The sequence below is a fragment of the Anoxybacillus sp. FSL W8-0104 genome (assembly GCF_038004465.1).
In the GTDB taxonomy this organism is placed as follows: domain Bacteria; phylum Bacillota; class Bacilli; order Bacillales; family Anoxybacillaceae; genus Anoxybacillus; species Anoxybacillus flavithermus_G.
The window spans coordinates 1,352,723-1,378,422 of sequence record NZ_JBBOQU010000001.1; the positions used below are offsets into that span (position 1 = coordinate 1,352,723).

Annotated in this window: 27 protein-coding genes; 6 read left to right on the forward strand and 21 right to left on the reverse strand. The window is 39.3% G+C overall.

Annotated features, from left to right (window positions below; all coding sequences use genetic code 11):
* Positions 1-255: 255 nt before the first annotated feature.
* The 8 genes from NST18_RS07225 to NST18_RS07260 all read right to left on the reverse strand — a co-directional run bounded on the left by NST18_RS07225 (position 256) and on the right by NST18_RS07260 (position 6,049).
* Positions 256-606: a hypothetical protein gene (locus NST18_RS07225; RefSeq protein WP_004890336.1), complete on the reverse strand. Its 351-nt coding sequence runs from the start codon at positions 604-606 to the stop codon at positions 256-258.
* Positions 607-717: 111 nt separating this feature from the next.
* Positions 718-1,488 carry a sporulation protein gene (locus tag NST18_RS07230; protein WP_004890333.1) on the reverse strand — a complete coding sequence of 257 codons (771 nt, stop codon included), beginning with the start codon at positions 1,486-1,488 and terminating at the stop codon, positions 718-720.
* Positions 1,489-1,587: 99 nt separating this feature from the next.
* On the reverse strand, positions 1,588-1,761 hold the full coding sequence (locus NST18_RS07235; protein WP_004890329.1) for a YozD family protein: 174 nt from the start codon (positions 1,759-1,761) through the stop codon (positions 1,588-1,590).
* A 232-nt stretch (positions 1,762-1,993) separates the two neighbouring features.
* Positions 1,994-2,188 (reverse strand): hypothetical protein, encoded by a 195-nt coding sequence (locus NST18_RS07240; RefSeq protein ID WP_004890325.1) that lies wholly within the window; start codon positions 2,186-2,188, stop codon positions 1,994-1,996.
* Between the two features lie 83 nt (positions 2,189-2,271).
* Positions 2,272-3,261, reverse strand: coding sequence for a biotin synthase BioB (bioB, locus tag NST18_RS07245; protein ID WP_004890322.1), 990 nt, complete (start codon positions 3,259-3,261; stop codon positions 2,272-2,274).
* 107 nt (positions 3,262-3,368) lie between these two features.
* Positions 3,369-4,805 (reverse strand): NAD(P)/FAD-dependent oxidoreductase, encoded by a 1,437-nt coding sequence (locus NST18_RS07250; protein WP_340721626.1) that lies wholly within the window; start codon positions 4,803-4,805, stop codon positions 3,369-3,371.
* A gap of 148 nt (positions 4,806-4,953) precedes the next feature.
* Positions 4,954-5,892, reverse strand: a complete 939-nt coding sequence (locus NST18_RS07255; RefSeq protein ID WP_004890318.1) for a magnesium transporter CorA family protein — start codon at positions 5,890-5,892, stop codon at positions 4,954-4,956.
* A gap of 25 nt (positions 5,893-5,917) precedes the next feature.
* The gene (locus NST18_RS07260) at positions 5,918-6,049 is read right to left on the reverse strand and encodes a hypothetical protein (RefSeq protein ID WP_268915711.1); all 132 of its coding nucleotides are present in this window, start codon (positions 6,047-6,049) and stop codon (positions 5,918-5,920) included.
* Between the two features lie 182 nt (positions 6,050-6,231).
* Here NST18_RS07260 and NST18_RS07265 point away from each other — a divergent pair, with 182 nt between their 5' ends.
* Both NST18_RS07265 and NST18_RS07270 read left to right on the forward strand, forming a co-directional pair.
* Positions 6,232-7,605 (forward strand): IS1380 family transposase, encoded by a 1,374-nt coding sequence (locus NST18_RS07265; protein ID WP_088223305.1) that lies wholly within the window; start codon positions 6,232-6,234, stop codon positions 7,603-7,605.
* A gap of 293 nt (positions 7,606-7,898) precedes the next feature.
* Positions 7,899-8,186, forward strand: a complete 288-nt coding sequence (locus NST18_RS07270; protein ID WP_035018635.1) for a HesB/YadR/YfhF family protein — start codon at positions 7,899-7,901, stop codon at positions 8,184-8,186.
* An 18-nt stretch (positions 8,187-8,204) separates the two neighbouring features.
* Here the strand turns inward: NST18_RS07270 and NST18_RS07275 are convergent, their stop codons facing one another.
* From NST18_RS07275 to NST18_RS07310, 8 genes are all read right to left on the reverse strand, one after another.
* Complete coding sequence (locus NST18_RS07275; protein ID WP_004890314.1) at positions 8,205-8,624, reverse strand: acyl-CoA thioesterase; 420 nt, start codon at positions 8,622-8,624, stop codon at positions 8,205-8,207.
* Positions 8,625-8,716: 92 nt separating this feature from the next.
* Positions 8,717-8,944 (reverse strand): small acid-soluble spore protein Tlp, encoded by a 228-nt coding sequence (gene tlp, locus NST18_RS07280; RefSeq protein ID WP_004890313.1) that lies wholly within the window; start codon positions 8,942-8,944, stop codon positions 8,717-8,719.
* A gap of 124 nt (positions 8,945-9,068) precedes the next feature.
* Positions 9,069-9,212 (reverse strand): acid-soluble spore protein N, encoded by a 144-nt coding sequence (locus NST18_RS07285; RefSeq protein ID WP_004890310.1) that lies wholly within the window; start codon positions 9,210-9,212, stop codon positions 9,069-9,071.
* A gap of 34 nt (positions 9,213-9,246) precedes the next feature.
* On the reverse strand, positions 9,247-9,378 hold the full coding sequence (locus tag NST18_RS07290; protein ID WP_077428929.1) for an FbpB family small basic protein: 132 nt from the start codon (positions 9,376-9,378) through the stop codon (positions 9,247-9,249).
* An 80-nt stretch (positions 9,379-9,458) separates the two neighbouring features.
* Positions 9,459-9,980 carry a peroxiredoxin family protein gene (locus tag NST18_RS07295; protein WP_004890304.1) on the reverse strand — a complete coding sequence of 174 codons (522 nt, stop codon included), beginning with the start codon at positions 9,978-9,980 and terminating at the stop codon, positions 9,459-9,461.
* 50 nt (positions 9,981-10,030) lie between these two features.
* Positions 10,031-10,171, reverse strand: coding sequence for a hypothetical protein (locus tag NST18_RS07300; protein WP_088223298.1), 141 nt, complete (start codon positions 10,169-10,171; stop codon positions 10,031-10,033).
* A 60-nt stretch (positions 10,172-10,231) separates the two neighbouring features.
* On the reverse strand, positions 10,232-10,504 hold the full coding sequence (locus tag NST18_RS07305; RefSeq protein ID WP_004890299.1) for a YpbS family protein: 273 nt from the start codon (positions 10,502-10,504) through the stop codon (positions 10,232-10,234).
* Positions 10,497-14,132 (reverse strand): dynamin family protein, encoded by a 3,636-nt coding sequence (locus NST18_RS07310; protein WP_064214399.1) that lies wholly within the window; start codon positions 14,130-14,132, stop codon positions 10,497-10,499. The genes NST18_RS07305 and NST18_RS07310 overlap by 8 nt, the downstream gene beginning before the upstream one ends.
* 379 nt (positions 14,133-14,511) lie before the next feature.
* Here NST18_RS07310 and NST18_RS07315 point away from each other — a divergent pair, with 379 nt between their 5' ends.
* The 4 genes from NST18_RS07315 (at position 14,512) to NST18_RS07330 (ending at position 17,524) form a co-directional block, all read left to right on the forward strand.
* Positions 14,512-14,967 (forward strand): chemotaxis protein CheX, encoded by a 456-nt coding sequence (locus tag NST18_RS07315; RefSeq protein WP_004890295.1) that lies wholly within the window; start codon positions 14,512-14,514, stop codon positions 14,965-14,967.
* Positions 14,968-15,233: 266 nt separating this feature from the next.
* The gene (locus NST18_RS07320) at positions 15,234-15,383 is read left to right on the forward strand and encodes a cytochrome c oxidase subunit 2A (protein WP_003396066.1); all 150 of its coding nucleotides are present in this window, start codon (positions 15,234-15,236) and stop codon (positions 15,381-15,383) included.
* Between the two features lie 21 nt (positions 15,384-15,404).
* Complete coding sequence (locus NST18_RS07325; protein WP_035018632.1) at positions 15,405-15,878, forward strand: cytochrome c oxidase subunit II; 474 nt, start codon at positions 15,405-15,407, stop codon at positions 15,876-15,878.
* Positions 15,875-17,524 (forward strand): b(o/a)3-type cytochrome-c oxidase subunit 1, encoded by a 1,650-nt coding sequence (locus tag NST18_RS07330; RefSeq protein ID WP_064214400.1) that lies wholly within the window; start codon positions 15,875-15,877, stop codon positions 17,522-17,524. Before NST18_RS07325 ends, NST18_RS07330 begins: the two co-directional genes overlap by 4 nt.
* A 103-nt stretch (positions 17,525-17,627) precedes the next feature.
* Here NST18_RS07330 and tnpC read toward each other — a convergent pair whose 3' ends face one another.
* From tnpC to NST18_RS07355, 5 genes are all read right to left on the reverse strand, one after another.
* Positions 17,628-19,076 (reverse strand): IS66 family transposase, encoded by a 1,449-nt coding sequence (gene tnpC, locus NST18_RS07335; RefSeq protein ID WP_088223283.1) that lies wholly within the window; start codon positions 19,074-19,076, stop codon positions 17,628-17,630.
* Between the two features lie 98 nt (positions 19,077-19,174).
* Entirely contained in the window at positions 19,175-20,689 is a 1,515-nt protein-coding gene (locus tag NST18_RS07340) for a carboxypeptidase M32 (RefSeq protein WP_004890289.1), read from the reverse strand.
* 53 nt (positions 20,690-20,742) lie between these two features.
* The gene (locus tag NST18_RS07345) at positions 20,743-22,671 is read right to left on the reverse strand and encodes an ATP-dependent DNA helicase (protein WP_004890285.1); all 1,929 of its coding nucleotides are present in this window, start codon (positions 22,669-22,671) and stop codon (positions 20,743-20,745) included.
* 96 nt (positions 22,672-22,767) lie between these two features.
* Positions 22,768-23,919, reverse strand: a complete 1,152-nt coding sequence (locus tag NST18_RS07350; RefSeq protein WP_004890284.1) for a THUMP domain-containing class I SAM-dependent RNA methyltransferase — start codon at positions 23,917-23,919, stop codon at positions 22,768-22,770.
* A gap of 6 nt (positions 23,920-23,925) precedes the next feature.
* Complete coding sequence (locus tag NST18_RS07355) at positions 23,926-25,659, reverse strand: putative bifunctional diguanylate cyclase/phosphodiesterase (RefSeq protein ID WP_340721310.1); 1,734 nt, start codon at positions 25,657-25,659, stop codon at positions 23,926-23,928.
* Positions 25,660-25,700: the final 41 nt, after the last annotated feature.

Genomic DNA, 25,700 nt, shown 5'->3' on the forward strand with positions numbered 1-25,700 from the left:
AATGGATGTAACTACACGTAAAGGAGGTTTCCAATTGGGAAAAAAACATCGTAACCGTATCAATAGCCCGAAGAAAAATAACCATGTTCCGAAAGAAACATTGATCGCTGAAGCACACGATAAAGAGTACAATGCTGATAAACGAAAAAAATAATCCCCTTGCACGCACAAGGGGAATTTTTTATCATACTCTAACCTTGTGCTCATTGTCTATATACAATATAGCACAATTTTGTGAACATTTAAAGACATTTTTTAACGCACATGCATACGGTGAATACGTTCCCATCCATCCGAGCTTAAACGATAAAAAAATTGACCGTATATCCCTTCATCAATAAGCAATATATCACCTGTACTAACATATCGCGCACGATAATCTTTCGGTACTAAATCTGGAACATTAAACATGCGATAAACTTCAGCTAATACGTCATCATGATCCTCACCACTCACCGTCAATCGATATACTTGGCGATAGCCTTTCGTTTGACCAAATTGTGGTGTTTGAAATAACGTTACATCATAGCTTTTTGTTGATTTTAATATTTTCCCCATAAACATCCGAATCACTAACATCCACTCCCTTTTTTCTTTACGTAACATATTAGTGATTCATTTTGTCGATTCCTTTTGCGTTTTTTTACTATTTTTGTCGAATATATATAAAAATTCCGACATAATAAAAAGATTGGGAATCCCCAATCTTTTTAAGTTTTAAGCGTATCGGCGAATGAGTGAAGCAAGATCTGTTTGTAATGTGTGCATATGTTGTTCACGGATTGTGATGCGAATAAATGTTTCATCTAAATCAAGCGCCTCTGCAAATAATCCAGCTAACCCACGCGCTCGTCGATCGACTTGTATAAGCAATTCACATTCATCTAGCGCATGTGGGAAAAAGATGATTTCTACTTCATCCAACTTCCCGCGAAATTCCCCGCTAATCGGTACAAATTCAAATTCTTGAACAAAAGGGAGTCGTTTACGGACATGGTAGGCAGCTTCTTTGCACTCGGCTTCTTTTAAGCGGAAGCCTAAGTTTTCCACCACACGAAATACTTTGTTCATCATCCGATTAGGTTGAACACGAATGTAATCTTCATCTGTCGGATCGACAGCATTTTTTATGTCAAGTCCTGTGTGTAACCACACTCTTGTTTTTCCAACTGTAATTGGTGTGTCAAGCGGAAGGGAAAAAGAAAATGGAAATTCTTTCTTTTCTCCAGCACGAATTTTGAATGATTGGGCGATTTTCCATTTTTCAATAATTGCTTGCTTCGTTACTTTGCGATCATCTACTTCTTTTGTATATGTAGCGCAGAGAGATAAATATATATCATCAATTTGTTGTTCTATATTTCCTCCCGTTACCTCTACAACCCCAGTCACACTTTCACCGAGTAATAAATGTGACTCATGCAACTTTGTATCTACTTTCGCCGCACCAATCCCAATACTCGCTAAAACTTTATTAAACAGACCCATAAAAACCCTCCTCTTATTTATCAATACACTACGTTGTACGAATAAAAAAAAGAAAATGTTTCAAATTTCAAGCAAAAAAACGACGGGACATCCGCCGTTTTATTCATCAATTACTTCCTCATCAATAATACTTTTTTCAATCAAATAATCAAACATAATATCTGCTATTTCTTCCATTTCACGCTCTGTTGGGACAAACCCTCGCCGAACAAGTTCATTGTAAAAGAACTCCGCAATTTCTTCCGTATCGATCACAACTTCAATTTCTTTCACAACATCGCCCCCTTTGTATTATGTTATGAAAAAATGATCCATTTATGTCAGCCGTTTTTATGTATATTTACCGCTATGTACACATACGTTGAAGGTAAAAAGGAACGGAGGGCAAGCTTATGAACGAACGAATCGATCGATGGATGGAAACGATCACGAATGTATTATTCTATATCATACTCTTTTTCTGTATTCCTTATTTCATATCTGTATTATCGCAATGCATATAATTTCATTCGCGTCGTCTCCGTCGGGTAAACTTTTTTAATTGCTCAATGATTTGTTCCATCATCTGTTCGTACTGTTCATCACCAAATCGTTCGTACAACCACTTGTAATCGTTATAAATATCTAGTAAACCGTCAATAATCTCTTTTTCTTCTTGTTTTCGACGCAATCGCTCGTTTTCAAATTTTCGAGATATCACATGAACTTCACTCCAATGTTGAGCATCGTAATTAGTAATAGTATATGTACAGATAAAAAAGCCGACACACAACGTCGGCTTTTTTATCTCGCATAAGATGCTGGGGCAAAATCAATATCAAATCCTAAATCTTCAAGCATTTGAAAATCAGCATGTTTTTCTTGTCCGGCAGTCGTTAAGTAATCGCCAACAAAAATGGAGTTCGCAGCATACAAGCCGAGTGGTTGCAAACTACGTAAGTTTACTTCTCTCCCTCCAGAAATACGAATTTCTTTCGTAGGGTTAATGTATCGAAATAATGCTAATACTTTTAAGCAGTAACGTGGATTTAGTTCTTTTGTCCCCTCTAACGGCGTTCCATCAATTGCATGAAGGAAATTTACAGGGATCGAATCCGCATCTAACGCTTTTAAACTTCTCGCCATTGCGATTACATCTTGTTTTGTTTCTTTCATACCGATAATCACCCCTGAACACGGAGACATCCCTGCTTCCTTGACCGTTTCTACCGTACGTACCCGATCATCGTATGTATGGGAAGTCGTAATATGAGGATGATGTTCCTTTGACGTATTAATATTATGATTGTAGCGATCTACACCTGCTTCTTTTAAGCGCAACGCTTGTTCTGGCTTTAGTATTCCTAAACAGGCACATACTTTTAAGCCGTACGTTTCTTTAATTTCTTTAACCGCAGATACAACGATATCAATTTCTTTATCGCTCGGTCCTCTTCCGCTTGCAACGATGCAGTATGTTCCTATTTTGCCCTCATACGCCCGCTTTGCACCTTGCAAAATTGTCTCTTTGTTTACCATTTTATATGTCGGAATCGGGGCTGTTGATATAGAAGATTGGGAACAATATCCGCAATTTTCCGGACACAATCCCGACTTTGCATTCATAATCATATTTAATTTCACTTTATTTCCGTAGTACGTTTTACGGATGCGATAAGCACCTTGCAACAATAGCAATAGCTCATCATCGGGACAATTTAATATTGCAAGCGCCTCATCATCTGTAATGTCTCCCCCATCTAACACACGATTTGCTAATAGTAACCAATCCATTGTTCTCCCCCTTTTACTTCTAATTACCAATAATCGTATTCGATTAGAAGTTATATGTCAACATTGTTTTTATTTAAGTTAACAAAAAAACTAGCGAACAACCTTCGCTAGTTAGACGTTTCGACAATATTTCGGGCAATCCATACCCCACATGCCCCCGCTTGCGCCAGACCGCGTGTAATTCCTGCGCCGTCTCCTCCAACATATAGCCCTGAGATTTCTGTTTCGAAACGTTCATTTAATTTTGGACGGGCAGAATAAAACTTTGCCTCTACTCCGTAAAAAAGTGTATGTTCTGAAGCAATGCCTGGGGTTACAGCGTTTAATGCTTCTGTCATTTCAATTAAACTTTTCATTGTGTTATATGGAAGAACGAGCCCTAAATCTCCAGGAACAGCCTCCTTTAACGTTGGTTCGATGAAGCCTTCTTTAATCCGTTTTTCTGTTGAGCGTCTCCCTTTTAAAATATCTCCGTATTTTTGTACAATAATGCCGCCGTTAGATAATGCATTCGCTAAACGAGAAATTTGATGGGCGTATTCGTTCGGTTGATCGAACGGATCTGAAAATTTATGAGAAACAAGAAGAGCAAAGTTTGTATTGTTGCTTCCTAGTTTCGGGTCTTTATACGCATGACCATTTGCAAGCATAATTCCTGAATGATTTTCGACAACAACATGACCAGAAGGGTTACTACAAAATGTCCGAACTTGTGTTCCGACGGATGTGTTAAAAATAAACTTTCCCTCATACAAATGTGTATTAATTTCCTCCATAACGACGTTAGACGTTTCGACACGAACGCCAATATCGACTTGATTATTGATCATTTTCAACCCACGACGCTTCAATATGTTTGTTAACCAAGCAGAGCCATCACGTCCTGGAGCGATGACGACACGATCGGCATATAGCATATGTCCATTTTTTAATTGAATTCCTTTTACATGATGCGTGCCATTTATTTTTTCCGTCAAAATATCGCTTACTTCCGTTTTGAACATCATATCAATATGGGTACGTAAATATTCATATATGCTCTTTAAAATTTCTAAATTTTGTTCTGTACCGAGATGACGAACTTGTGCGCGCAACAATTTCAATCCAGCAGCATAAGCACGCTTTTCGATTTTTCTCACTTCATCTGTCAATGGATCGGTCAATGTATGCGTTGCACCATGTTTCAAGTTAATTTCGTCCACATAACGAATGAGTTGTAACACCGTTGAATCAGGTAAATAGTCTGTCATCCATCCACCAAACTCGCTCGTAATGTTAAACTTACCATCGGAATAAGCTCCTGCCCCACCAAATCCATTTGTAATCGAACAAGCAGGTAAACAACCTGCGTAATCTTTTTTTCCAACTGGTGACGGACATTTTTCAATCTTCTTCTGCAAAATCGGACAATTTCGTTTATAAATATCGTGCCCTTTATCAATTAACAGCACACGTGCCCCTCGTAATTTTAATGTCAATTCATAACAAGTGAAAATCCCTGTCGGACCTGCCCCAACAACAATTACATCGTAACGATTGTTCATCATTCATCCCTCACCCTCCGTTTTCCGAATGTTAATATACTAAATAACATATAGTCAGTCAATAAAAAGCGATCTTTTTTTAAAAAAAATAATTTAATGTTCGTGTTATCTTAACATATAAAAAAAAGAACGGCTAACACCGTCCTCGCTAAAAGTAACGTTTCTTCCAAAAAACAAACGCCGTAATACTTGAAAGCACGAAAGAAATGCCTAAAGCAACTAAATATGCATACGGTTTATCTTGATACGGAATCGGAACGTTCATTCCATAAAAACTTGTTACCATCGTTGGAAAGGAAATAACAATTGTAATCGCAGCTAAAAATTTCATGACGATGTTTAAGTTGTTTGAAATAACAGAAGCGAAGGCATCCATCATTCCACTTAAAATGCTGCTATATACTTCTGTCATTTCAATAGCTTGCTTGTTTTCAATAATGACATCTTCTAACAATTCTTGATCGTCTTCATACATCCGTAAATAATTTAAACGAAGCAATCGTTCCATCACAATATTGTTCGCTTTTAACGATGTCGTAAAATAAACAAGGCTTTTTTCTAAACTAAGCAAAGAAAACAACTCTTTATTTTGCATCGATTGATGTAGCTGTTTTTCAATTTCGCTCGTTTTTCGATTAATTTGCTTTAAATATCTTAAATAATACGTAGAAATCATATATAACATTTGTAACGCAAAACGCGTTTTCATATACGTATAAAAATTTTTCACCTTGTTCTTTGTAAACTCTTCAAAAATCGGGTTTTCTTGAAGGCAAACGGTGATAAAACATGTATTTGTAATAATCATTCCAATTGGAATGGTTTCATATGTTGGAATATTTCCTTCATCGTACGTAATAATTGGGATGTCTACGATGATGAGTACATGGTTATCTTCTTTTTCGATGCGTGAACGCTCTTCATCATCGAGTGCATCTTTAATAGAATCGATGGGAATATTGAGATGTTCTGCAATGTAGCGAATTTCACTCTCCGTTGGAGAGATGAGATTTACCCAACAACCATTTTTTAGTTCGTGAATTTCTTCTAATTTTCCTTGGTCATTCGATAAATAAATGTTCATCATGGCGTAACCCCCCCTATCTTCTCTACTAGAGGTAAGCGCCACTTTTTTGCCGTTGGAGCGCCTGTTTCGTTTGTGAGCAGTACGTTCCAGCGCCAAAAAACGAAGCTACTTCCTCTATTATTGCTGGTTCTGGTTCATTCGTGTTCGCCCTGCTCATAACGGAACTGTCACTCCTTTCGTTTTCACAATCATTACGGATTAATGATACATGTTTTGCCACCATTTGTATAGTTCATTTTTTACCTGAATCCGTGACAAAACATCTTTACAATGGTCGCAAACCGTTGATACGATAAGGGAAAACGACGTTGACGACTCTTCATCAAGTAGGTGAATGTGATGAAAGATTTCCCGATTCGGTTTGTATTGACAGATGAAGCGATTACTCCAAGTGCTGGGCTTGCTCTCGTGGGCTACTTACTGCACCAAACGAAGCTGGATAAACGAGTAAACGCACTTCGGCTCCCAACGGTTCGTCGAGATGTGCACATTTCCCATAGCGACGTCATTCGCTCGATGATCGGCTTGCTTGCCACAGGAAAAACGGATTTTGATCATATCGAAGCGTATCGTCAGGACGATATCTTTTCGACATCAATGGGCATTCGGCACGTACCTTCCTCCCCAACGTTGCGACAGCGTCTCGATCAGCTCGCTTGTCTCCCGATGACCGAAACCATCATTTGGGAGGAATCGATGCGTCTGTTGGTTCGACAACACGCTACCTTGTCCGCTTGTTGGACGAAAGGGAAAACGACATGGCTTCCCCTTGATATAGATGCTTCCCCATTTGATAACTCCGATACGAAAAAAGAAGGAGTGAGTCGAACGTATAAAGGATTTGACGGTTTTACGCCGTTGTTTGCGTACGCAGGGAAGGAAGGGTATATCGTTCATGCCGAGCTGCGTCCAGGGAAACAACATGTACAAGACAACATGCCTTCGTTTTTAACTACCGCCATCCGTCGAGCTCGTCCGCTGACCTCGTCTCGTCTGCTTGTCCGCATGGATGCAGGGAACGATGCGGAAGCGAATGTGCACGTATGTCTAAAGGAAGACGTGGACTTTGTCATCAAGCGAAACTTACGCCGAGAATCGAAAGCGCTTTGGTTCCAGATCGCTTCGCAAAAGGGCAGACGCGTCGATGATGGACAAACAGAAGGAGTACAAACGTATGAGTTATGCCTTCCACAGACAGCAGCAATCGATGGACACACGTATACGTACGTTCAAGTCACCCAAGTGACGGAACGAACGATGGAACGAAATGGACAGCTGATGCTCGTTCCTGATTACGAAGTCGAAAGCTACTGGGTGCGCCTCGAAGGATACGAGCATGTTCGAATGAGTGATGTGCTCGCATTGTATCACGATCATGCGACATGCGAACAGTTTCATAGCGAACTGAAAAGCGACTTAGATTTAGAGCGACTTCCATCAGGGAAGATGAAAACGAATGCGCTCGTGTTAGTCATGGGAGCATTCGTGTACAACCTTCTTCGCCTGATTGGACAAGATCTATTAAGCGATCCGAGACATCCATTACATCATAAAGTGAAACGCCGCCGCATCAAGACGATCATTCAGACGGTGATCACGATGGCAGGTCGACTCGTCCGCCGATCACGACAGATCTGGATGAAACTGACGCGAAGGAGTGGGTACAGTATACTCCTACTGAATGTGTATCAAAAATGGAAAGAGGCAAGATAACAAACAGATGTTCGGGTACTCATATCCATCACTCCCCCCTGTACTTTTTTTGTCTCTTTTTTGGTTTGTATCTCCATAAAAGAGGATTTATCTCGTTTTCAAACATGAAAGTGGTGCAGGGAATCATCAAAAAAAGGGATGTATGGATCATATATCCATAGAACTAACACCAAAATCAAAGTTGATTTCCAACCATCACGGATTCAGGTTTTTATTTTTTCTCGAATGGCATGTACAAAATAGAAAAATATTTCTCGTTCTTTTATAATCATTTATGAAAGGTGGTGAATGTCATGAACATATTTATATGTGATCAAGCATTTCAGTGGTATAAAGAAGAACTTCAATTACAGCGCGGGGACTATGTTCGTTTTTTTGCTCGATATGGCGGATGTAGCAATGTACAAAAAGGTTTTTCTTTAGGAGTAAATAAGGAAGAGCCGATCGATGCTGCAGTTACACTAGAAAAGAACGGCGTCATCTTTTTTGTTGAACAAAACGATATGTGGTATTTTGACGGTCACGATTTACATATTGAATTTGATGAAAAGCAAAACGAGCCGGTATTCACATATAGATAAAAGCGGGGGATCCCGCCTTTATCTTTTTTTTGCCCGCTCGTATGCCTCGTGCCAATCTGGAAAATATTTTCTGATTAAAACTGGTTGAAACGTTTCTTTTGTCACACAAACATGTTTTGAAGTTGCTGTTGCTGCGATTTCATTTGTCGGGGTCAATACTTCGTATCCATAAACAACCCGAATACCATCATATGATTCCACCCACGTTTTAATCGTAGCTATTTCCCCATATCGTAACGGCTTCTTATAAGAAATTTGCAAATCAATAACTGGGGACACAATCCCTCTTTTCTCCATATCAGCATATTGAAAACCAAGCTGTTGAATAAAATGAGCTCGTCCTATTTCTAACCAAATTAAGTAATTCGCATGATAAACAATCCCCATTTGATCCGTTTCTGCGTAACGCACTTCAATCTCTTTTTGTGAAATGACCATCATTTCCCACTCTCCAACATAACGATACTTTATCACTATTTTACCATAAACATAGGAAAAGCAGAAAAAAAAGAGCCGCACATATGCAGCTTTTACAATTCGTATCCTTTTTCTCGTGCTCTTGCCTCGTCTTTAATCTCTGCACGCATCGCCTCAATTGCTTCTTCACGGCGATGATTTTTTTCCCTAATTTTCTCCCGCTCCTTTGGACTAACAAACGCCATTGACTCTTCCGTCTTTTCAATATTTTCAAGCATATTTTTTACCATGTCTTGTAACTTTTCTACATTATCGCGACGATCATCATAATTTAGTTTCATTATTCATCCTCCTCATCGAAATAAATATACATCCTTTATCATGTACGATTTTTCTATATTATGCACGTTAATTCGTTTATCATAATAAAATTATGTAAACTTAAATAAGGGCGAATATTCGCCCTTACTCACCCTTCGTTTGAATGACTTGTGGATGTTGACCAGATTGATCTTGCATTTGCTTTCCTTTATTGCCACCTGCTGATCGCGGTTTCGTTCCGATATGTTGCGGCACAAATGGCTGTTGATTACTTTTTGGATTACCCATTTTTCATCCCCCTCTCCCTTGTAGTATGGCTATATTACTCTGCTTTATGAAGCCAACGTGTTTCCATTTTTTCTTCCAGTTTTTCTAATGCGCTGACATCATTTAATAGTTGTCTTTTATTTTCCATGACGAGTTCTGCAAATGTCCGTTTTCTTATTTTTCGCATGATGTATTCACCTACTTTTTGTTTTTTTCTATCTTTTCCAAACATAATGAAAAATATACAAAAAATAGCCGACTCCTCGGCTATTTTCCCCATTTTTCTGCATACTGTACCATTTGCTCATATGACATAGGACCGATTTGTTTTTCGCGAATTATTCCTTGACGGTCGATAATAAACGATGTTGGAATCGGTTGAATGTCATATTGTTTCATCACATTGCCATCAACATCTAGCACAACTGGAAACGTTAAATGGTAATCCTTAATAAACTCACGTACTTTTTCTTGCGAATCTCGCACCATCACATTTACGGCTACAATTTCTACTTGTCTATAATACTGTTCATAAAATGTCTGCATATCTGGCATTTCTGCACGACAAGGCGGACACCATGTTGCCCAAAAATTCACAATAACTGCTTTTCCGCGTAATTGTGAAAGTTGTACGGTTTTCCCATCAATCGTTTTTAAAGAAAAGTTTGGGGCCTTCATGCCAATATGAATACCTGTTTTGATTGTTTGTCTCTCCGCCGTATGTTCCCAAAACATATATGCAAAAAAACTAAATAAAACGATGATGGCCATCCACTTTTTCATCAACATACCTACCCTTCTATTTGTCATCTCATAAGAAAAGGCGCATGTGCGCCTCCTTATCGAATATTTTTATGCTCATTGCTCATTTTTTTTACTTCCACTTCAGCATATGAAGCAAATTCCGTTTTTAATTCGTTTTTATGCTTCGCATTATTATTTCGTTGGGCATTAGCATTTCCAAATTTTGTTCGTCCCATCGCTTTATCCTCCTTTTATACATGATGCACAGATAGTATGCGCGAACGGGACGTTTCACACTACGACGATTTGTTATTTAATTTTTGGACATACTCCTTTACCATGTCAACTGTTACATATTTTCGCTGTGGTACAATTCCATTTTTCGCTAGTTCATTTATTTGTTTTGTCACTTCATTAATTTTTTGTACAGAAAATGACTCTCCTCGTTGACATAAGGCAATGGCTTCTTCAATATATGTTTCCCGTTTCGTATTTAGCTCGACAAATGCCCGAACGAGTGCGTGTTGTTTTTGCGAATGCGCTGTAATCGCTCGGTGAACTTCAGTCATTATTCATTCCTCCAATCGTGTCATAAATATGTTGTAATTCATCTATTGACGCTTGGGCTGTTAAAGCAGCACTTAAACCGGTGAAATGTTCATTCAATTGCTCACGCATATGATGGTGAAGTTGCTCAATCATTATATTCCATTGCTCCTTATAGTGAACAAGCAAACGCTGTTTCTGCTCAGTTATATATGCTTTTACCGGTTCATGCAATTGCCGTTCCAATTCTTCTTTCATCAATCGTTTTTCATCTTTTTCAAAAAATGATTTTGCGTTTTTATACAACGCTAATGCCTTTTTAAACATGTTGCGATCTAGTTGTTCAAAAGCAAGTGGAAATTCCATTGTTGGAAAAACAGGAAGATCCGCTTTTGTTACAATGAGATCATGAACTTCCTTCCATTGTTTTTCTAACGCCATAAAATGAAGATCATAACGTTTGCTTATAAATGCTTCGATTCGCAAACTAGTTGCACGCATTTCTTGCGCCAAATCAAATCCAATGGAATATAAAAATTCATCCAAACATAATTGTAACGCTTTTTTTATGTTGCTCTGTCGATCATGAAGAACAGAGGGATTGAACGACTCTTTAAACCAATCCGGTAAACGAAAAAAGACGCGCTGTTGAATATAATAAACTAATTCATTTAATTCTTGCTCGATCGCATGAACGTCGTGATTTGCTTCGTATTGTTCGATAATCCGCTCAAGCTGTTGTTGCTCTTGGTGCAATATGTGCAACTTTTTACGTTTTGTTTCATCGCTTTGTTTTGCTTCTGCAATATATTCTGCTAGTCGCTTTTGCGCTTGTTTTATTTGCAAACGAGCGGAAGCAAGCGCTAGCGAGCTAAGCTCTTGATTAATGAACGGATAAAACGCCTGCTCAAATGCGTCCATTCCCGAATTGGATAGCACATCATGTTTCCACAACTCTCCCTTCTTTTCTGCGAGCGCCCATTTACTTGATAGCGAAAAAAGACGAGGATGACGAATACCAAATTGTAAAAGCTGATCTTTCACATAGTGAACAACAGCTTGTAATTCCTCTATTGTATGTGCTAAATCCGCTGCATTAATGATGAAAAACATCTTATCTAAACTAAACGTATCCTTTACTCGACCAAGCTGAATTAAAAATTCGCGATCCGCTTTTGAAAACGCATGGTTATAGTATGTGACAAAGAAAATCGCATCAGCATTTTTAATGTAGTTAAATGCAACTCCTGTATGACGAGCGTTAACAGAGTCCGCGCCTGGTGTATCGACAAGAATAATGTTTTCGCGCGTTAATGGGCAATCATAATATAGCTCAATCCATTCAACAAAACACGATTTTGTTTCATTCGCTACATATTCATGAAATTGCTGAAGTGAAATCGTAAGCAATTGTCCAAGCTTTTCTTTCATTTGTTCATATCCGCGCACAACGGCTTGTAAAAACGCCCAATGCACTCGTTCCTTAGCATCAACAGCTTCATTACGAATAGCTTTTTTACTTTCTTCGATCGCCTCTTGTAATGAATGAACTTGCATACCGAAAAAGCGCAAAGAGTGTTGTAAATCGTTTAAAAGCTGCTGTTCCGTTTTTACTTGTACGACAACGGTTCCATGCGGACGATCACCTGTTGGTGGAACAATTTTGTTAATGGTTGCCGTCGTCGGATGTGGCGAAACAGGTAAGACATGTTCACCGATTAACGCGTTTGCAAATGAAGATTTTCCTGCGCTAAAGGCGCCAAACAAAGCAATCGTAAACGTCCGTCGTTGAAGCTGCTGAGCTTTTACTTCCATTTCATTTGCTAGCTGTTTCATTCCTTTAATTGGGGCGATCATTTGACTAATCGTCCGCAATTTTTCGATCATTTGCTCGGTCGTCTCATTTTCTATTTGCACCGTTTGAATTGGATGTTGTTCTTGCGTTGATTCATTTCCATGTGGAACTTCTTCTTTGCTTTCACTGCTTGTTCTTATTGTAAACGTCTCATGAACAAACGGATAAACAGCATCATCGCTTAACGAATTGGCATTTTCGACGACTTTTTGCAATTGTTGACGCGTATGTTCACGCTCACGAGCAAGTTGCTTCAATTGCTCCCAGCATGCCCGTTCCCCCATCAACTTATTGAGTTGTTGTTGATACATACTCAATTTTTGTTGTACTTTTCCCTTCTCAATGATTTGTTCGACAAGTTGAATAGCTGCATCGCGATATAACCGTTTCATTTCGTTTGCTATGTCGTTCGTATATGTTAATACATAATCGCCTGTGACAACTGGTTGATTTTGTTTTCGTTCAACAATCCATTGTTCTGAAAACGGGACGGTTAATTGTTGAATACGATGCAATAATTCATGGTCGTGAACATCATATTGTTGATAAAACTGCTTCAATAAGTCACGGATGTGCCATTCAAGCTGACTTTCGATTTTTTGATGTAAATCTTCATAAAACGCATGCAACCGCTTTTTACGTTCTTCCTCTGTTTTTTGCTTTGTAAATAAAAAACCGACTTTAAAATCAGGTTGACACGCTTCTAAATAGGCACGCGCATACTCTCGTGTTTCATAAGGCATCACATATGCGTTGTGTAACGTTGTTTCCAACTGTTGTTCAATATGTTGCTTAGCATTTGTCCACGTTGTATGAATATGATCAATCACTCGCTCGATTTCTTCAAGTTTTGCAAGAAGCTCATGTTCATGATCAAACGAGAGTAACTGACGTATATTTCGCTTTTCTTCTTCCTGTTGAGCGATGACGATCTGCATATGGTCGTCGATCATTTGGTCGACAGCGATATGGATGTTTTGATGAAGTCGTTCCTCTTTTTCATTAAAAAGTGACTGCAATAATTGTTTTAATGTCTCAAGTTCGTTGTATATATTATCTTTTTGTTTCAGCGACGTATAAAATATTCGTTCAAATGTGATGCCCCACTGCTGAAACGATTCCTCGACAGAACGAGTAAACTGTGAAAATAGAAGTTCTTCATCACGATGTTTATCAATTTGATTCACAACTAAGTATAGCGTTTTTCCATACTGTGACAAACGCTTCGTAAACTCGAAGTTCAATTCCGCTTGAACATGATTGTAATCCATCACATAAAATATGACGTCCGCTAAATGAAGTGCCGACTCTGTCGCCAAGCGATGAGCATCATCGGTTGAATCAATACCTGGTGTATCCATAAGTACTATTCCGGACGGAATCACCTCTGTTTCATCGCTAATCTCGATCATGTCAATGGCGTCGCCATCCCGACAAAACGTTTTCACTTCGTCGTAATCATAAGGAGCCGTATATTCAATCCGTTCGCCAGATTTATAATATACACGCGCATACGGTTTCCCTGTTTTTACTTTCACAAGATTTGCACTTGTCGGAATTGGACTAGACGGTAAAAGCTGAGCACCGATCAACTCATTAATTAAACTAGATTTTCCTGCAGAAAAGTGTCCACAAAGAGCAATCGTAAACTCTTTATGATACACTTTTTTAATTAATTGTCTTGTTTTATTTGCTTGAGTCATGTCACCTCTTTTGATAAATTCGTCATGAAGTGCGATGAGACAATATAACCATTGTTGCAATGATTGTGTTTTTGTCATATGCATTTTCCCCATACCCCTTTTAAAAAATCTACCTTCATTTTACTGTAGTTCACAGAAAAATAAAATCCCCCTACTTATGAGGGGATTTTAATAAACGTAGCGCCTGTTCCTCTACACGAATTTACCACCTGGATGTACGACAAAATGTTCAATTTGCGAAACACAAATCCCGTTTTTTCTTAAAAACAATTTAAGTAAAAAAGCCTCCCTCACCACAATAGGAGGAAAGCTTTCGACGTTTTGAAAGGAGGTATGTTGTTGTGCACTTCCATTATAACGCAATTTATTGTTTCGTCACTATGTTTTTTTATGTTTTCTTTGTCTAGATTTGTCGAAAAATGATGTAATCGAAACGAAAAATTTGTTATGATGAAGAAAAAGGGGGCTTGTTATGGCTTTAGATGAGAAAATTACAACGATTTTAAACGGAACGATCGAATCGATTCGCTCTGTCATCCCGCTAGCAATGACAATCGAAAAACCTTCATTGTTTACACAACCTTTCACTCAAACGTCCATTAATGTATTGATTGGGATGACCGGAGACTTACGGGGACGCCTAATGATTGAAGGGCATGAAACGATATTTGGAAGTATCGGAGAAACGATGTTCGGCATGCCTTTAGAAGGTGAAATGCTCGAATCATTTACCGGTGAGCTCGGCAATATGATTGCAGGAAACTTAGCAACGATCGTATCTCAAAAAGGAATTACAATCGATATCACTCCTCCTACTGTTCTTGTTGGTCAAACAAGAATTTACGGTTTTGATAAAGCATTTCGCGTGCCGATTCACTTTGAAAATAAAGGAGAATTGCAGCTTATTTTAACAATTGATAACGAATAAGTGCAAAGAGAAGCTTGCGTTTGTAAGCTTCTTTTTTATTTTTTATCCATCTTTTTCTAAATATTTCACACTTTTTTCACAACCTCACAAAATTTGTGTGACAAAAGTCACAGCTACTCCTTATTTTTACGGTTATGATGATGGTAAAGTAACGAATGAACAATTTGTGAAATGTACGAAGAAAGCGTTTCATTTCGCAAATTGTTTTGTATGATGTAAGTGTATACATTTCTAATTAAGGTTTATTTAGGGAGGGAGGAATAAAAATGAAAACCCAATTAAACACAAACACCCCAAAAACAAAAGTGGAGAAAGAGCCTACATTGAAAGGAACGCTCGCTTCTGTTTTATTTTTAGGATTTTTCCTCATTTTCACGTGGGTAAGCGTATATTTCTTGTTTTTGAATCGTTTATAGAGAGAAAGGAGACGGGACGTTATGCACATGCATAAATATGAAAAAATTTGGCTGTTTTTCGGCATCGGTTCATTATTTGTATTTTTAGCTGTCTTAGGAGTTGGTGCATTCGCACAAGGAACACAGCCGCCAAGCTGTTTAACAACGATCGATCCGGAAAAAGTCGATCAAACACCACCATTTGATAAACCTGGTCTTATTAAAACTGGAGACAATGAATATCAACTCAATATCGTTGCTTCTGCATTTGCGTACACGCCAAATCAAGTCGAAATTCCAAAAGGAGCAAAAGTAACGATCAACGTAGCAACGAAAGATGTCATTCACGGATTTGAAATGGCCGGAACAAACGTAAATATGATGGTTGAACCTGGTTATGTAAGCAGCTACACACAAACATTCGATAAAGTCGGTGAGTATGTCATTTTGTGTAACGAATATTGCGGTGCCGGTCACCACTTAATGACGGCGAAAGTGAAGGTGGTTGAACAATGATGAACGGAACTTGGAAAGTAGATGCACGTGATGGCAAATTAGCCATGGCCCATATTTATGTCGCTTTCGTTGCTCTGGCGTTAGGAGGACTCGCTGGTCTATTACAAGTACTTGTACGCTCTGGAAAACTAGAATTACCGGCAGGCATTAGCTATTATACAATTTTAACAACGCATGGCGTATTGCTTGGACTCGTTTTAACTACATTTTTCATTATCGGTTTTCAATTTGCAGCTGTAAGTCGGACGGCTGGAACGCTTTCTGATCGCGCACGCTTTTGGGGATGGGTCGGTTTTTGGCTCATGACAATTGGTACAGCAATTACTGCCTTTTACATTTTAATTGGTGAAGCTTCTGTTTTATATACATTCTATGCACCACTACAAGCACACGCGGGTTTTTATATTGGTTTAACACTTGTTGTTGTCGGTAGCTGGGTGAGTGGATTTGCGATGTTCGCTCATTATGCAAAATGGAAAAAAGCTCATCCTGGTCAAGTAAGTCCGTTACTTACGTTCATGTCTGTTGTTAACATGGTGTTATGGCTCGTTTGCTCGCTCGGTGTTGCAGCAACTGTATTATTCCAACTTATTCCTTGGTCATTAGGTTATGTCGATCGCATTAACGTACTTGTGAGCCGAACATTGTTCTGGTACTTTGGTCACCCGCTCGTCTATTTCTGGTTATTGCCTGCATATATGATTTGGTATGTGATTATCCCAAAAATTATTGGCGGAAAAATGTTTTCAGACTCACTTGCTCGCATGTCGTTCATTTTATTCTTAATTTTCTCGATTCCTGTCGGTTTCCACCATCAACTTGTGGAGCCTGGAATCGATCCAGCTTGGAAATACTTACAAGTTGTTTTAACGTTTATGGTTGTTATTCCATCATTAATGACAGCGTTCTCGATGTTTGCAACGTTTGAGATGTACGGTCGCTCCAAAGGGGCAACAGGATTGTTCGGATGGTTACGTAAACTCCCTTGGGGTGATGCTCGTTTCTTTGCACCTTTTATCGGTATGTTGTTCTTTATCCCTGCTGGTGCCGGTGGTCTTATCAACGCATCACATCAATTAAACCAAGTTGTTCATAACACGATTTGGGTAACGGGCCACTTCCACTTAACATTAGCGACAACCGTTGTATTGACATTCTTTGGTGCAGCTTATTGGCTCATCCCACATTTAACAGGACGTGTGATGACAAAAGCGATGAACCGTTTAGCGATCATTCAAACGATCGTTTGGTCGATTGGTATGATTTTCATGTCTGGTGCAATGCACTTTGCAGGGTTGCTTGGCGCTCCTCGCCGTTCAGCATTTTCAACATACGGAGATGCACCACAAGCGCTAGAGTGGATTCCTTACCAAATCGCTCAAGCAGTTGGCGGGACAATCTTATTCATCGGTATTATTCTTGTGCTCATTATCGTTACAAACTTAGCATTTTTCGCTCCAAAAGGTGAGACAGAGTTTCCAGTTGCTGAAGTTGCTGAACAGGCTGAGCGTACACCACTCGTATTTGAAAACTGGAAATTATGGATCGGCATTACTGTTGTACTCATTTTAATTGCATATACTGTTCCATTTATCGATATGATCCAAAATGCACCTCCTGGCTCAAAAGGATTTAAACTTTGGTAAAAAAAACCGGGCGTTTGCCCGGTTTTTTTTGTAACTATTCACTCCGATAGTAGTATGTAAAGAAGCGCAACACAAATAGGGCATCCCCGTAATAGAAAATGCCCTAAGTGGTAGAAAGAACGCGATCAAGCGTGTCACCCGTCAACAGAAGACATAACGAATCCCACACGTTTTTTTCGTGTTTCGTCAGTGTGGAAACGATGCTTCTTGTGATACAAAAAGACTGGGCGAATGTTTCTACGCGAAACGTACCCGAAATGTTCTCTTTGACTTTAACCATGCGAAGATCGCGTTCGGCTTGGTTGTTGTCAAAGGGAACATGTACTTCACGTAAGAAACGCAACGCTTCTTCCTTTCGTTTCTGAAGCCGTCGAACAAAAGCGAGTGCTTTTTTCGGAAGAGGTGTCATCGTTTCCAATCGATGTTGTGCTCTTTCTAGGATGCGATCATACACTCGTTCCCACCGTCTCGCTTCTTCTTCGGAAAGTGCACCGTGATGGGCTTCGACGGCTTGCTTGGCGGCTAACAGAAACGTGGTCATGCGCATCGCCCACGTATGCCCTTGTTCGATGAATCCTTTTAACTCACGCAAATGGTGGGCATGACAAAGGGCATGGGTGGCATGTGTGTATTTCGGATACGTACCGAACCCATCGTGCATCATCGTCCCTTTGTATTGTGGAAGAATCCCGATCTCATCCGTTGCTTTCTTTCCACGAGAAGCGTGAGAAGCCAAGTATGTATATCTCGATGTACACGCGACATGCACCCATGCGAGTTTCCCATTGATGCGCAAACTCGTTTCATCGACATGCAGGATGTTGGATTCAAGTAAGGCGTCTTCGATGATGTCCATATTTGATTCCAGCGCTTCGCGTCCTCGTTTCACCATATTGGCAAGGGTTCCTGTACTAATCGAGTGTTGATATAACGCTTCGATTGTATCACTTAAACGCTTGTACGGGATCAATTGGATATGATGTAAATAAACAACGAGCGCAGTAAGGCGTGGACCGTATTGCACATGATTCGTGACATGGGATGGGAATTCGGCTTGTTGCACGCATCGACAATGCGGACACGATTTCACTTCACGTTCATGTTGTGTCACCTCGATCGCCACAGGAGGGACATCAAACACTTGACGGATATCGACTTTGAACGGTTTGACGTCACGCAAAGAAACCCCACATCCTTGACACGTATGCACACGGTGGACGACACGATGATGTGGATGTTCCACTTGACGGAGCGTCGTTCCTTGATGTCCTTCTTGTCCGCCTGGCTTGTTGCCAGATGGTTGACGAGAAGAACGTGTGTTGGCAAAACGGTCAGAAGATGGGGGCAAATGGCTATTGGAGCTGTTTTTTTTCGTGCGTGCTTCCAGCTCTTGAACACGGTACTTCAGTTGTTCATTTTCTTTGCGTAGCTGTTTGTTTTCTTTCAACAGTTGCTCAATGACTTGTTGTTGGTGAGTAATGAGCTGCTTTTGTTGTTGGACTTTGCTGATTAAGCTTTCAACTGTAAATACAGCTTGTTGTACCGTCAACATGCGATTCACCTCCTTGTCTATCAATATTCACATCATAGACAGGAAAAGCAAAAAATATTCAGCTCACTTTATGATGTGGCTGAATAGTTACTTTTTTTTTATAATCGATAAATATGTTTATATTTATCTTCCAAATAGCGAATCAAGTAAGTTGGATTTAACCCCTCTCCAGTTACTTCATACAAAATCTCAAGCGGCTTTTTCGTCTTTCCATATTGGTGAATATGGTTTGTAAGCCACTCTCGAATACGCCCGAATTCCCCGTTTTCAATCAACTGATCAATATTTGTCAACTCTTTCTCCATTGCGTATTTAAACTGGGCGGCATACATATATCCGAGGGCGTATGACGGAAAATAACCAAAACTTCCCCCAGCCCAATGAACATCTTGAAGAATCCCTTCTGCATCACGTTTTGGACGAACACCTAAATACGCCTCATATTTTTCATTCCAAATATGTGGTAGATCTCTTACTTCAATTGCGTCATCAAACAACGCTTTTTCCATTTCATATCGAATAATAATATGTAATGGATACGTCAACTCATCCGCTTCAATGCGAATAAGAGACGGTTTGGACTCATTAATTGCGCAATAAAAATCATCCAATGAAATGTCAACAAAATGCGGAGCATATTGTTGTAGCAAGCTATAATATCGCTTCCAAAACGAATAATGACGAGCAATAAAGTTTTCATAAAACAGCGACTGCGACTCATGAATGCCCATCGACGTACCATCGTAAAGCGGTGTACCTGCCCATTCTTTAGAGATGTTCTGTTCATAAAGAGCGTGGCCGCATTCATGAATCGTACCAAATACTGCTGTTCGAAAATCGTTTTCGTCATATTTTGTTGTAATTCTGACATCCCCTTCATTTAACGTTATCGCAAAAGGATGTACAGTTTCATCAAGTCGTCCTGCATCAAAATCATAGCCTAATTCTTTTAAAAGGACTAGACTAAACGCTCGTTGCTTTTCTTTCGGAAATGACTGAAATAAAAAGTTCGTTTTCGGTTTGTTTCGCGACTCGTTAATTTGTTGAACGAGCGGAACAATATGATTGCGTAATTTTGAAAACACATCATCTAACAAGTCGACAGTCACACCAGGTTCGTATAAATCTAATAACGTATTATATGGGTGTCCATTTGTCCCCCAATATGTGACAAAGCGTTTTGTGAAATCAACAAGTTGCTTTAAGTATGGTTCAAAAAGCGAAAAGTCAGATTTCGCTTTCGCTTCTTCCCACACACTCTCTGCTTTTGATTGTAAAATGACATATTGTTTGTATTCATCAGCAGGAATTTTTTTGTTGCGTTCATACTCTTTTTGGCATTCTGCTAACGTATAACGAGTGACCGACGATACTTGTTCTTGTACAGACTTCGTTGAAAGTTCCGCAATATATGCGGCCATTTGCTCGGACGTTGACATATGAAACACCTCTTGTGATAACATCCCGATCACTTCCGAGCGTTGGTCAATCCCTTTCTTCGGCGCCCCTGTACGTAAGTCCCAATACATAAGCGAAATCGCTTCCTTATATGCCATTATTTTTTTGACATACTGTAAAAACTGCTTCTCTACTGCTTGAATATTTTTTTTCATCTTCTCCCTCCATTCCATTGTATTTGTTATTCTACAATACTTATAAATTTCCTTCATTTTTGATGTACGTCTGTCGGCAGTACACGCTTTATTGTTTCAATCACTTGCATAGGTTCATCGTCTGTCACAAAAATACATACAATTCCCCGATCATCTCGTTGGCGAATAAGTCTGCCTACCCCTTGTCGTAATCGTAAAATCATGTATGGAACATCGACTTCCCAAAATGGATTGTCTGTTTGTTTTCGTTTCGCTTGAAAAACAGGGTCATCTGGCGGATAAGGGAGCGCCCAAATGATGACGTTGCTTAGTGACGGACCAGGAATGTCTAATCCTTCCCATAAATGTTGGGCACATAAAATCGTTTCCTCTTCGTTTTGAAAGCGCGAAACGAGTTCGCTAATTTCTTGATCGCCTTCAAATAAAAAAGTGAGTCCTTCTTCTTGTTGTGCACGAGCTTTAAATTCATTCAATTGTTCGCGCGTTGGGAACAATACAAGTGCACGCCCGTTTGTTTCCCGAATTTTTTCGATAGCGTATGCGTATTTCTTTTCAGATGTGCGTTCGTTATTTTCAAATATCGGCATATAAATCGCCATTTGTTCATCATAGTCAAACGGGGAATCAACATGAAATGATAAATACTCATCAATACCCAGACTTTTTGCCATATAATCAAATGATTTTTCATTGGATAATGTGGCAGATGAAAAAATAAATGGTATACGTTTAGAAAATACTTTTTCGCGCAACACTTCTTGAACCGTTCTCGGCATAATAACAAGCGTGTTGCCATCGAGCGACGATTCGAGCCATGTAATCGCATCCCGATTATGAATGAATAAATATAGTGAATGGTGAATTTGATCTAAGTATTCATCAACAACTTTCAATTGATAATGGTCGATCGTATACGTCTCACTCTCAAATACGAGCTCGTCTCCAATTTGTTCAACTTTTGTTCGTAACGTTTGTGCTAGTTGTAACAGAGACGGAGTGAACATTAATTCTTGACGATTGGATCCTGGTACCGCTTTAGCATGATTCATCAACTCATCAAAAAACCGTGCACTAAGTTCTAATGTATCTTCGATTAAGTAAGCTAATTGTTCGCGAATATCATTTTCTAATAAACGAGAAAGCAACGTTTCTAACGTCGCCTCTTTCATGCGATATGTTAACGCTTTTTGAGCAGCAAATTCTAATAAATGCCCTTCATCAAAAATGACACAGCTCGCTTCAGGTAAAAGTGGTAACTGCCCTTCGCGTTTCCGTGCTTCATACGTCCAAATATGTTCCATATAAAAATCGTGAGAACAAATAATTAAATCCTTCGCTTTGCGATAGTAATCGCGCGATAACGTTTGCCCACAACGATGACGTTTTTCACACGCTAAACAGTCTTGAAACGGATCCCAAGCAATTTTTGACCATTGCTCATCGCTTAAGTGAGCGTAATCTTTTCGATCGCCATAATGGTAAAACGTTTGAAGCGGAGCATGGTCATGAACAAATGAAGGCAATTCATCAAAAATTTGTTCATATAATTCCTCTTCCTCCGTCATCAATATATCGTCTAATTTGTTTAAACATAAATATTGATCGGGCGATTTCGCTAGGCGAACGTCGATGTTTATGTTTAAAACGCGTGAAATTTTAGCAATATCTCCTTCTTTTTTTACAAGCTGTTCAATTAACGTTTCATCTGCACAGGCAATAATGGCTGGTTTTCCGATATAACGTGCATAACAAATGGCATAAAGCAAATATACAATCGTTTTTCCTGTTCCTACTCCAGCTTCAGCAAACATCACTTTTTTCTCTTTAAATGCCCGCTCAAGTTGAAATGCCATAAAAATTTGTTCATCTCGCAATTCAAAACCTGCTTCAGGTAAAATATCGTAAAATACATCCCCGATCCATTCGTTAAGTTTATCAAAAAAATTCTCATTTTTATTTAATACAAACGGATATTTGTTCATACTTTTTAGCTCCTCCATTAATTTTAACGAAGTACACAAACATTAATTATTGACCAAAAAAAGAAAGATGTCAATGAAGTTGAAAAGAAAAAGCTGTCAATGAGACAGCTTGTCATATGAACGTGGCGGACGAGGTCCCCAAAATTGATAATATTGTGTTTCAATGAAACCGTTAAATAATTTGCGACGCTTCGTTGCTTGCTTCCCGTACAATTGCTCAAAATGGCGGTGAGAGGTCAATATATAAATCGACCACGTATCGAGTGCAGCGAATGTTTTTCCCATTTCTCGATATAACTGTTCTACTTCTTCCTTTTCTCCTAATCGTTCACTATAAGGAGGATTGCCGACGATGACGCCATATTCCTCTTTCGTTCGAAAATCTTTCACTTGCATTTGCTTAAATGTAATCAAATCTGCTAATCCTGCTTCTTGTGCGTTTGTTTTCGCGATGTCGACCATGCGGTGATCAATATCAAATCCGACAATATGTAGCGGTTGATCATAGCGTGCTAAATCTTCCACCTCTTCCCGCGCTTCATCCCATAAATGAGGTGGAATCCAACTCCATTGTTCAGATACAAAATCGCGGTTAAATCCTGGTGCGATATTTTGACCAATCAGCGCCGCTTCAATCGCAATCGTTCCCGACCCACAAAACGGATCAACGAATGGACGATCTGGTATCCAATTCGTCAACCGAACGAGCGCTGCCGCTAATGTTTCTTTTAATGGTGCCTCTCCTTGTCTTACGCGATATCCTCTTTTATGCAACCCTACCCCGCTCGTATCGATCGTTAATGTAGCAACATCTTTATGGAGAGCAACTTCAATACGAAACAACGCACCCGTTTCTTCAAACCACGAAACACCGTAATGTTGCTTTAAATGTTCTACAATCGCTTTTTTTACAATCGCTTGGCAATCGGATACACTAAACAATGTTGATTTGACTGATTTTCCTACAACAGGGAATTGGGCATCAACCGGTAAAAACTGTGCCCACGGAAGCGTTTTTGTTTGTTCAAATAACTCATCAAACGTCGTTGCGCGAAATTCCCCTACTTTTACCTTTACACGGTCAGCTGTGCGAAGCCATAAATTTGTACGGCAAATCGCCCGCTCGTCCGCCACAAATGTCACTTTTCCATTGTCCACTTGACAATCATACCCGAGCGCACGCACTTCATCTGCAACAATCGACTCAAGCCCCATTGCTGCAGTAGCAATTAATGTGATCTGTCCCATATTCATTCACCTTTCATTGATGTATTCGTCCCATTCTTGAACAAATTGTTGTACCTCGTCGATTGGCATCGGTTTAGCAATGTAATATCCTTGCACCATATCACATTGTTGTTTATTTAAAAATTCATATTGTTGCTCTGTTTCGACCCCTTCGGCCACAACAGCTAAGTGCAAATTGTGTGCCATCATAATAATTGTAGATACAATCGTCGCATCATCACTATATAAGGAGAGACGTCGAATGAACGATTGATCAATTTTTAAAATATCGATTGGGAAACGATGCAAATAACTTAAAGAAGAAAAACCTGTCCCAAAGTCATCAATCGCCAACTTAAAACCGTACCGTTTAAGCTGTACAAGTTTTTGAACAGATTCCTCTGCATTTGGCATAATCGTACTTTCCGTCAGTTCTAATTTAAAAAAGCGTGGGTGAACATTGTTCGCTTTTACAATATGTGATACTTGTTCAACAAAATCATCTTGTTGAAAATGGACAGCTGAGATGTTTACTCCGACTTTCATATGCGGAGCGAACGAATGTATCGCCTTTATATGTATACACGTTTGTTCTAACAGCCATTTCGTAATTGGAACGATAAATCCTGTCTCTTCTGCTAATGGAATAAATTGCGCAGGAGAAACGAACCCGATATTCGGTTGTTTCCAACGCATTAACGCCTCTAATGCTTCAATTTTTTTCGTTTTCATATTGACAATCGGTTGATAGTAAACAAATAATTCATTTCGTTCAATCGCTTTTCGCAAATAATTTTCTAACGTCACTACTTTGCTTTGATAGTCTAATTTAGCCGTATATAGTTCAAAACGATTTCTTCCGCTTTCTTTCGCTTTTTGCATAGCGCGATCGGCACGACGTAATAACGTTTCCCCATCATCTCCGTCGTTCGGATACATGCTTATCCCAATGCTTGCCGAGATGTATATATCTTTGTTATGTAATAGAAAAGGAGCTTGTAATGATTCAATCATTTGTTCTGCTATGCTAACAGCTTCTTGAACGTCTTTTAATTTCGGCAAAATAACAACAAATTCATCTCCACCAATGCGAGCTAACGTATCTTTCGTGCGCAGTAGCTTTTTTAGACGATTGGCTACTTTTTTTAACAATATGTCTCCACTATAATGACCGAATTCGTCATTAATATATTTAAATCGGTCCAAATCGAGAAATAAGATCGCTAACTGTTGGTTATGACGTTGCGCCATATGAAGTAAATGTTGTAAACGTTTTGTAAATAGTTGGCGGTTTGGAACGTTGGTCAACACGTCATAATTTGACAGCCGTGCTAATTGCTCCATCGTCCGTTTATGTTGTGTCACATCTGAAAAAATGGCCACATAATGCGTCGGTTTTCCAGTAGCATCGCAAATCGCCTTAATCGTTAACCATTCAACAAACAATTCACCATTTTTTCTTTTATTCCAAATTTCTCCTTTCCAAATCCCATGGTCACGTAACGTTTCCCACATGTTTTCGTAAAACGTACGATCATGCAATCCGGAGCGAAGAATATTTGTCTTCCTTCCGAGCACTTCCTCTTGTGTATAGCCTGTTACCGTTTCAAAGGCCGGATTAGCTAATAAAATATGCCCATTTTCACCGGTAACAATTATTCCTTCATCTGCCTCTTGAATAATAGTATAGGCAATAGCTAAAAATGTATCTGTTTCAAACAACGTCGACATCCGTTTCTTCACAACACGCTCTCCCCTCATGTCTGCAAAACAAAAACTCCCCTGACGTAATGCAGGAGAGT

Excerpts from the sequence above, each read along its gene's own strand:
- NST18_RS07225 (WP_004890336.1), bottom strand. The coding sequence starts at position 606 with ATGTTACGTAAAGAAAAAAGGGAGTGGATGTTAGTGATTCGGATGTTT.
- NST18_RS07230 (WP_004890333.1), bottom strand. The coding sequence starts at position 1,488 with ATGGGTCTGTTTAATAAAGTTTTAGCGAGTATTGGGATTGGTGCGGCG.
- bioB (WP_004890322.1), bottom strand. The coding sequence starts at position 3,261 with ATGGATTGGTTACTATTAGCAAATCGTGTGTTAGATGGGGGAGACATT.
- NST18_RS07250 (WP_340721626.1), bottom strand. The coding sequence starts at position 4,805 with ATGAACAATCGTTACGATGTAATTGTTGTTGGGGCAGGTCCGACAGGG.
- NST18_RS07255 (WP_004890318.1), bottom strand. The coding sequence starts at position 5,892 with ATGATGAACATTTATTTATCGAATGACCAAGGAAAATTAGAAGAAATT.
- NST18_RS07260 (WP_268915711.1), bottom strand. The coding sequence starts at position 6,049 with ATGAGCAGGGCGAACACGAATGAACCAGAACCAGCAATAATAGAGGAA.
- NST18_RS07265 (WP_088223305.1), top strand. The coding sequence starts at position 6,232 with ATGAAAGATTTCCCGATTCGGTTTGTATTGACAGATGAAGCGATTACT.
- NST18_RS07270 (WP_035018635.1), top strand. The coding sequence starts at position 7,899 with ATGAACATATTTATATGTGATCAAGCATTTCAGTGGTATAAAGAAGAA.
- NST18_RS07275 (WP_004890314.1), bottom strand. The coding sequence starts at position 8,624 with ATGGTCATTTCACAAAAAGAGATTGAAGTGCGTTACGCAGAAACGGAT.
- tlp (WP_004890313.1), bottom strand. The coding sequence starts at position 8,944 with ATGAAACTAAATTATGATGATCGTCGCGATAATGTAGAAAAGTTACAA.
- NST18_RS07285 (WP_004890310.1), bottom strand. The coding sequence starts at position 9,212 with ATGGGTAATCCAAAAAGTAATCAACAGCCATTTGTGCCGCAACATATC.
- NST18_RS07290 (WP_077428929.1), bottom strand. The coding sequence starts at position 9,378 with ATGCGAAAAATAAGAAAACGGACATTTGCAGAACTCGTCATGGAAAAT.
- NST18_RS07295 (WP_004890304.1), bottom strand. The coding sequence starts at position 9,980 with ATGTTGATGAAAAAGTGGATGGCCATCATCGTTTTATTTAGTTTTTTT.
- NST18_RS07300 (WP_088223298.1), bottom strand. The coding sequence starts at position 10,171 with ATGGGACGAACAAAATTTGGAAATGCTAATGCCCAACGAAATAATAAT.
- NST18_RS07305 (WP_004890299.1), bottom strand. The coding sequence starts at position 10,504 with ATGACTGAAGTTCACCGAGCGATTACAGCGCATTCGCAAAAACAACAC.
- NST18_RS07310 (WP_064214399.1), bottom strand. The coding sequence starts at position 14,132 with ATGGGGAAAATGCATATGACAAAAACACAATCATTGCAACAATGGTTA.
- NST18_RS07315 (WP_004890295.1), top strand. The coding sequence starts at position 14,512 with ATGGCTTTAGATGAGAAAATTACAACGATTTTAAACGGAACGATCGAA.
- NST18_RS07320 (WP_003396066.1), top strand. The coding sequence starts at position 15,234 with ATGAAAACCCAATTAAACACAAACACCCCAAAAACAAAAGTGGAGAAA.
- NST18_RS07325 (WP_035018632.1), top strand. The coding sequence starts at position 15,405 with ATGCACATGCATAAATATGAAAAAATTTGGCTGTTTTTCGGCATCGGT.
- NST18_RS07330 (WP_064214400.1), top strand. The coding sequence starts at position 15,875 with ATGATGAACGGAACTTGGAAAGTAGATGCACGTGATGGCAAATTAGCC.
- tnpC (WP_088223283.1), bottom strand. The coding sequence starts at position 19,076 with ATGTTGACGGTACAACAAGCTGTATTTACAGTTGAAAGCTTAATCAGC.
- NST18_RS07340 (WP_004890289.1), bottom strand. The coding sequence starts at position 20,689 with ATGAAAAAAAATATTCAAGCAGTAGAGAAGCAGTTTTTACAGTATGTC.
- NST18_RS07345 (WP_004890285.1), bottom strand. The coding sequence starts at position 22,671 with ATGAACAAATATCCGTTTGTATTAAATAAAAATGAGAATTTTTTTGAT.
- NST18_RS07350 (WP_004890284.1), bottom strand. The coding sequence starts at position 23,919 with ATGGGACAGATCACATTAATTGCTACTGCAGCAATGGGGCTTGAGTCG.
- NST18_RS07355 (WP_340721310.1), bottom strand. The coding sequence starts at position 25,659 with ATGAGGGGAGAGCGTGTTGTGAAGAAACGGATGTCGACGTTGTTTGAA.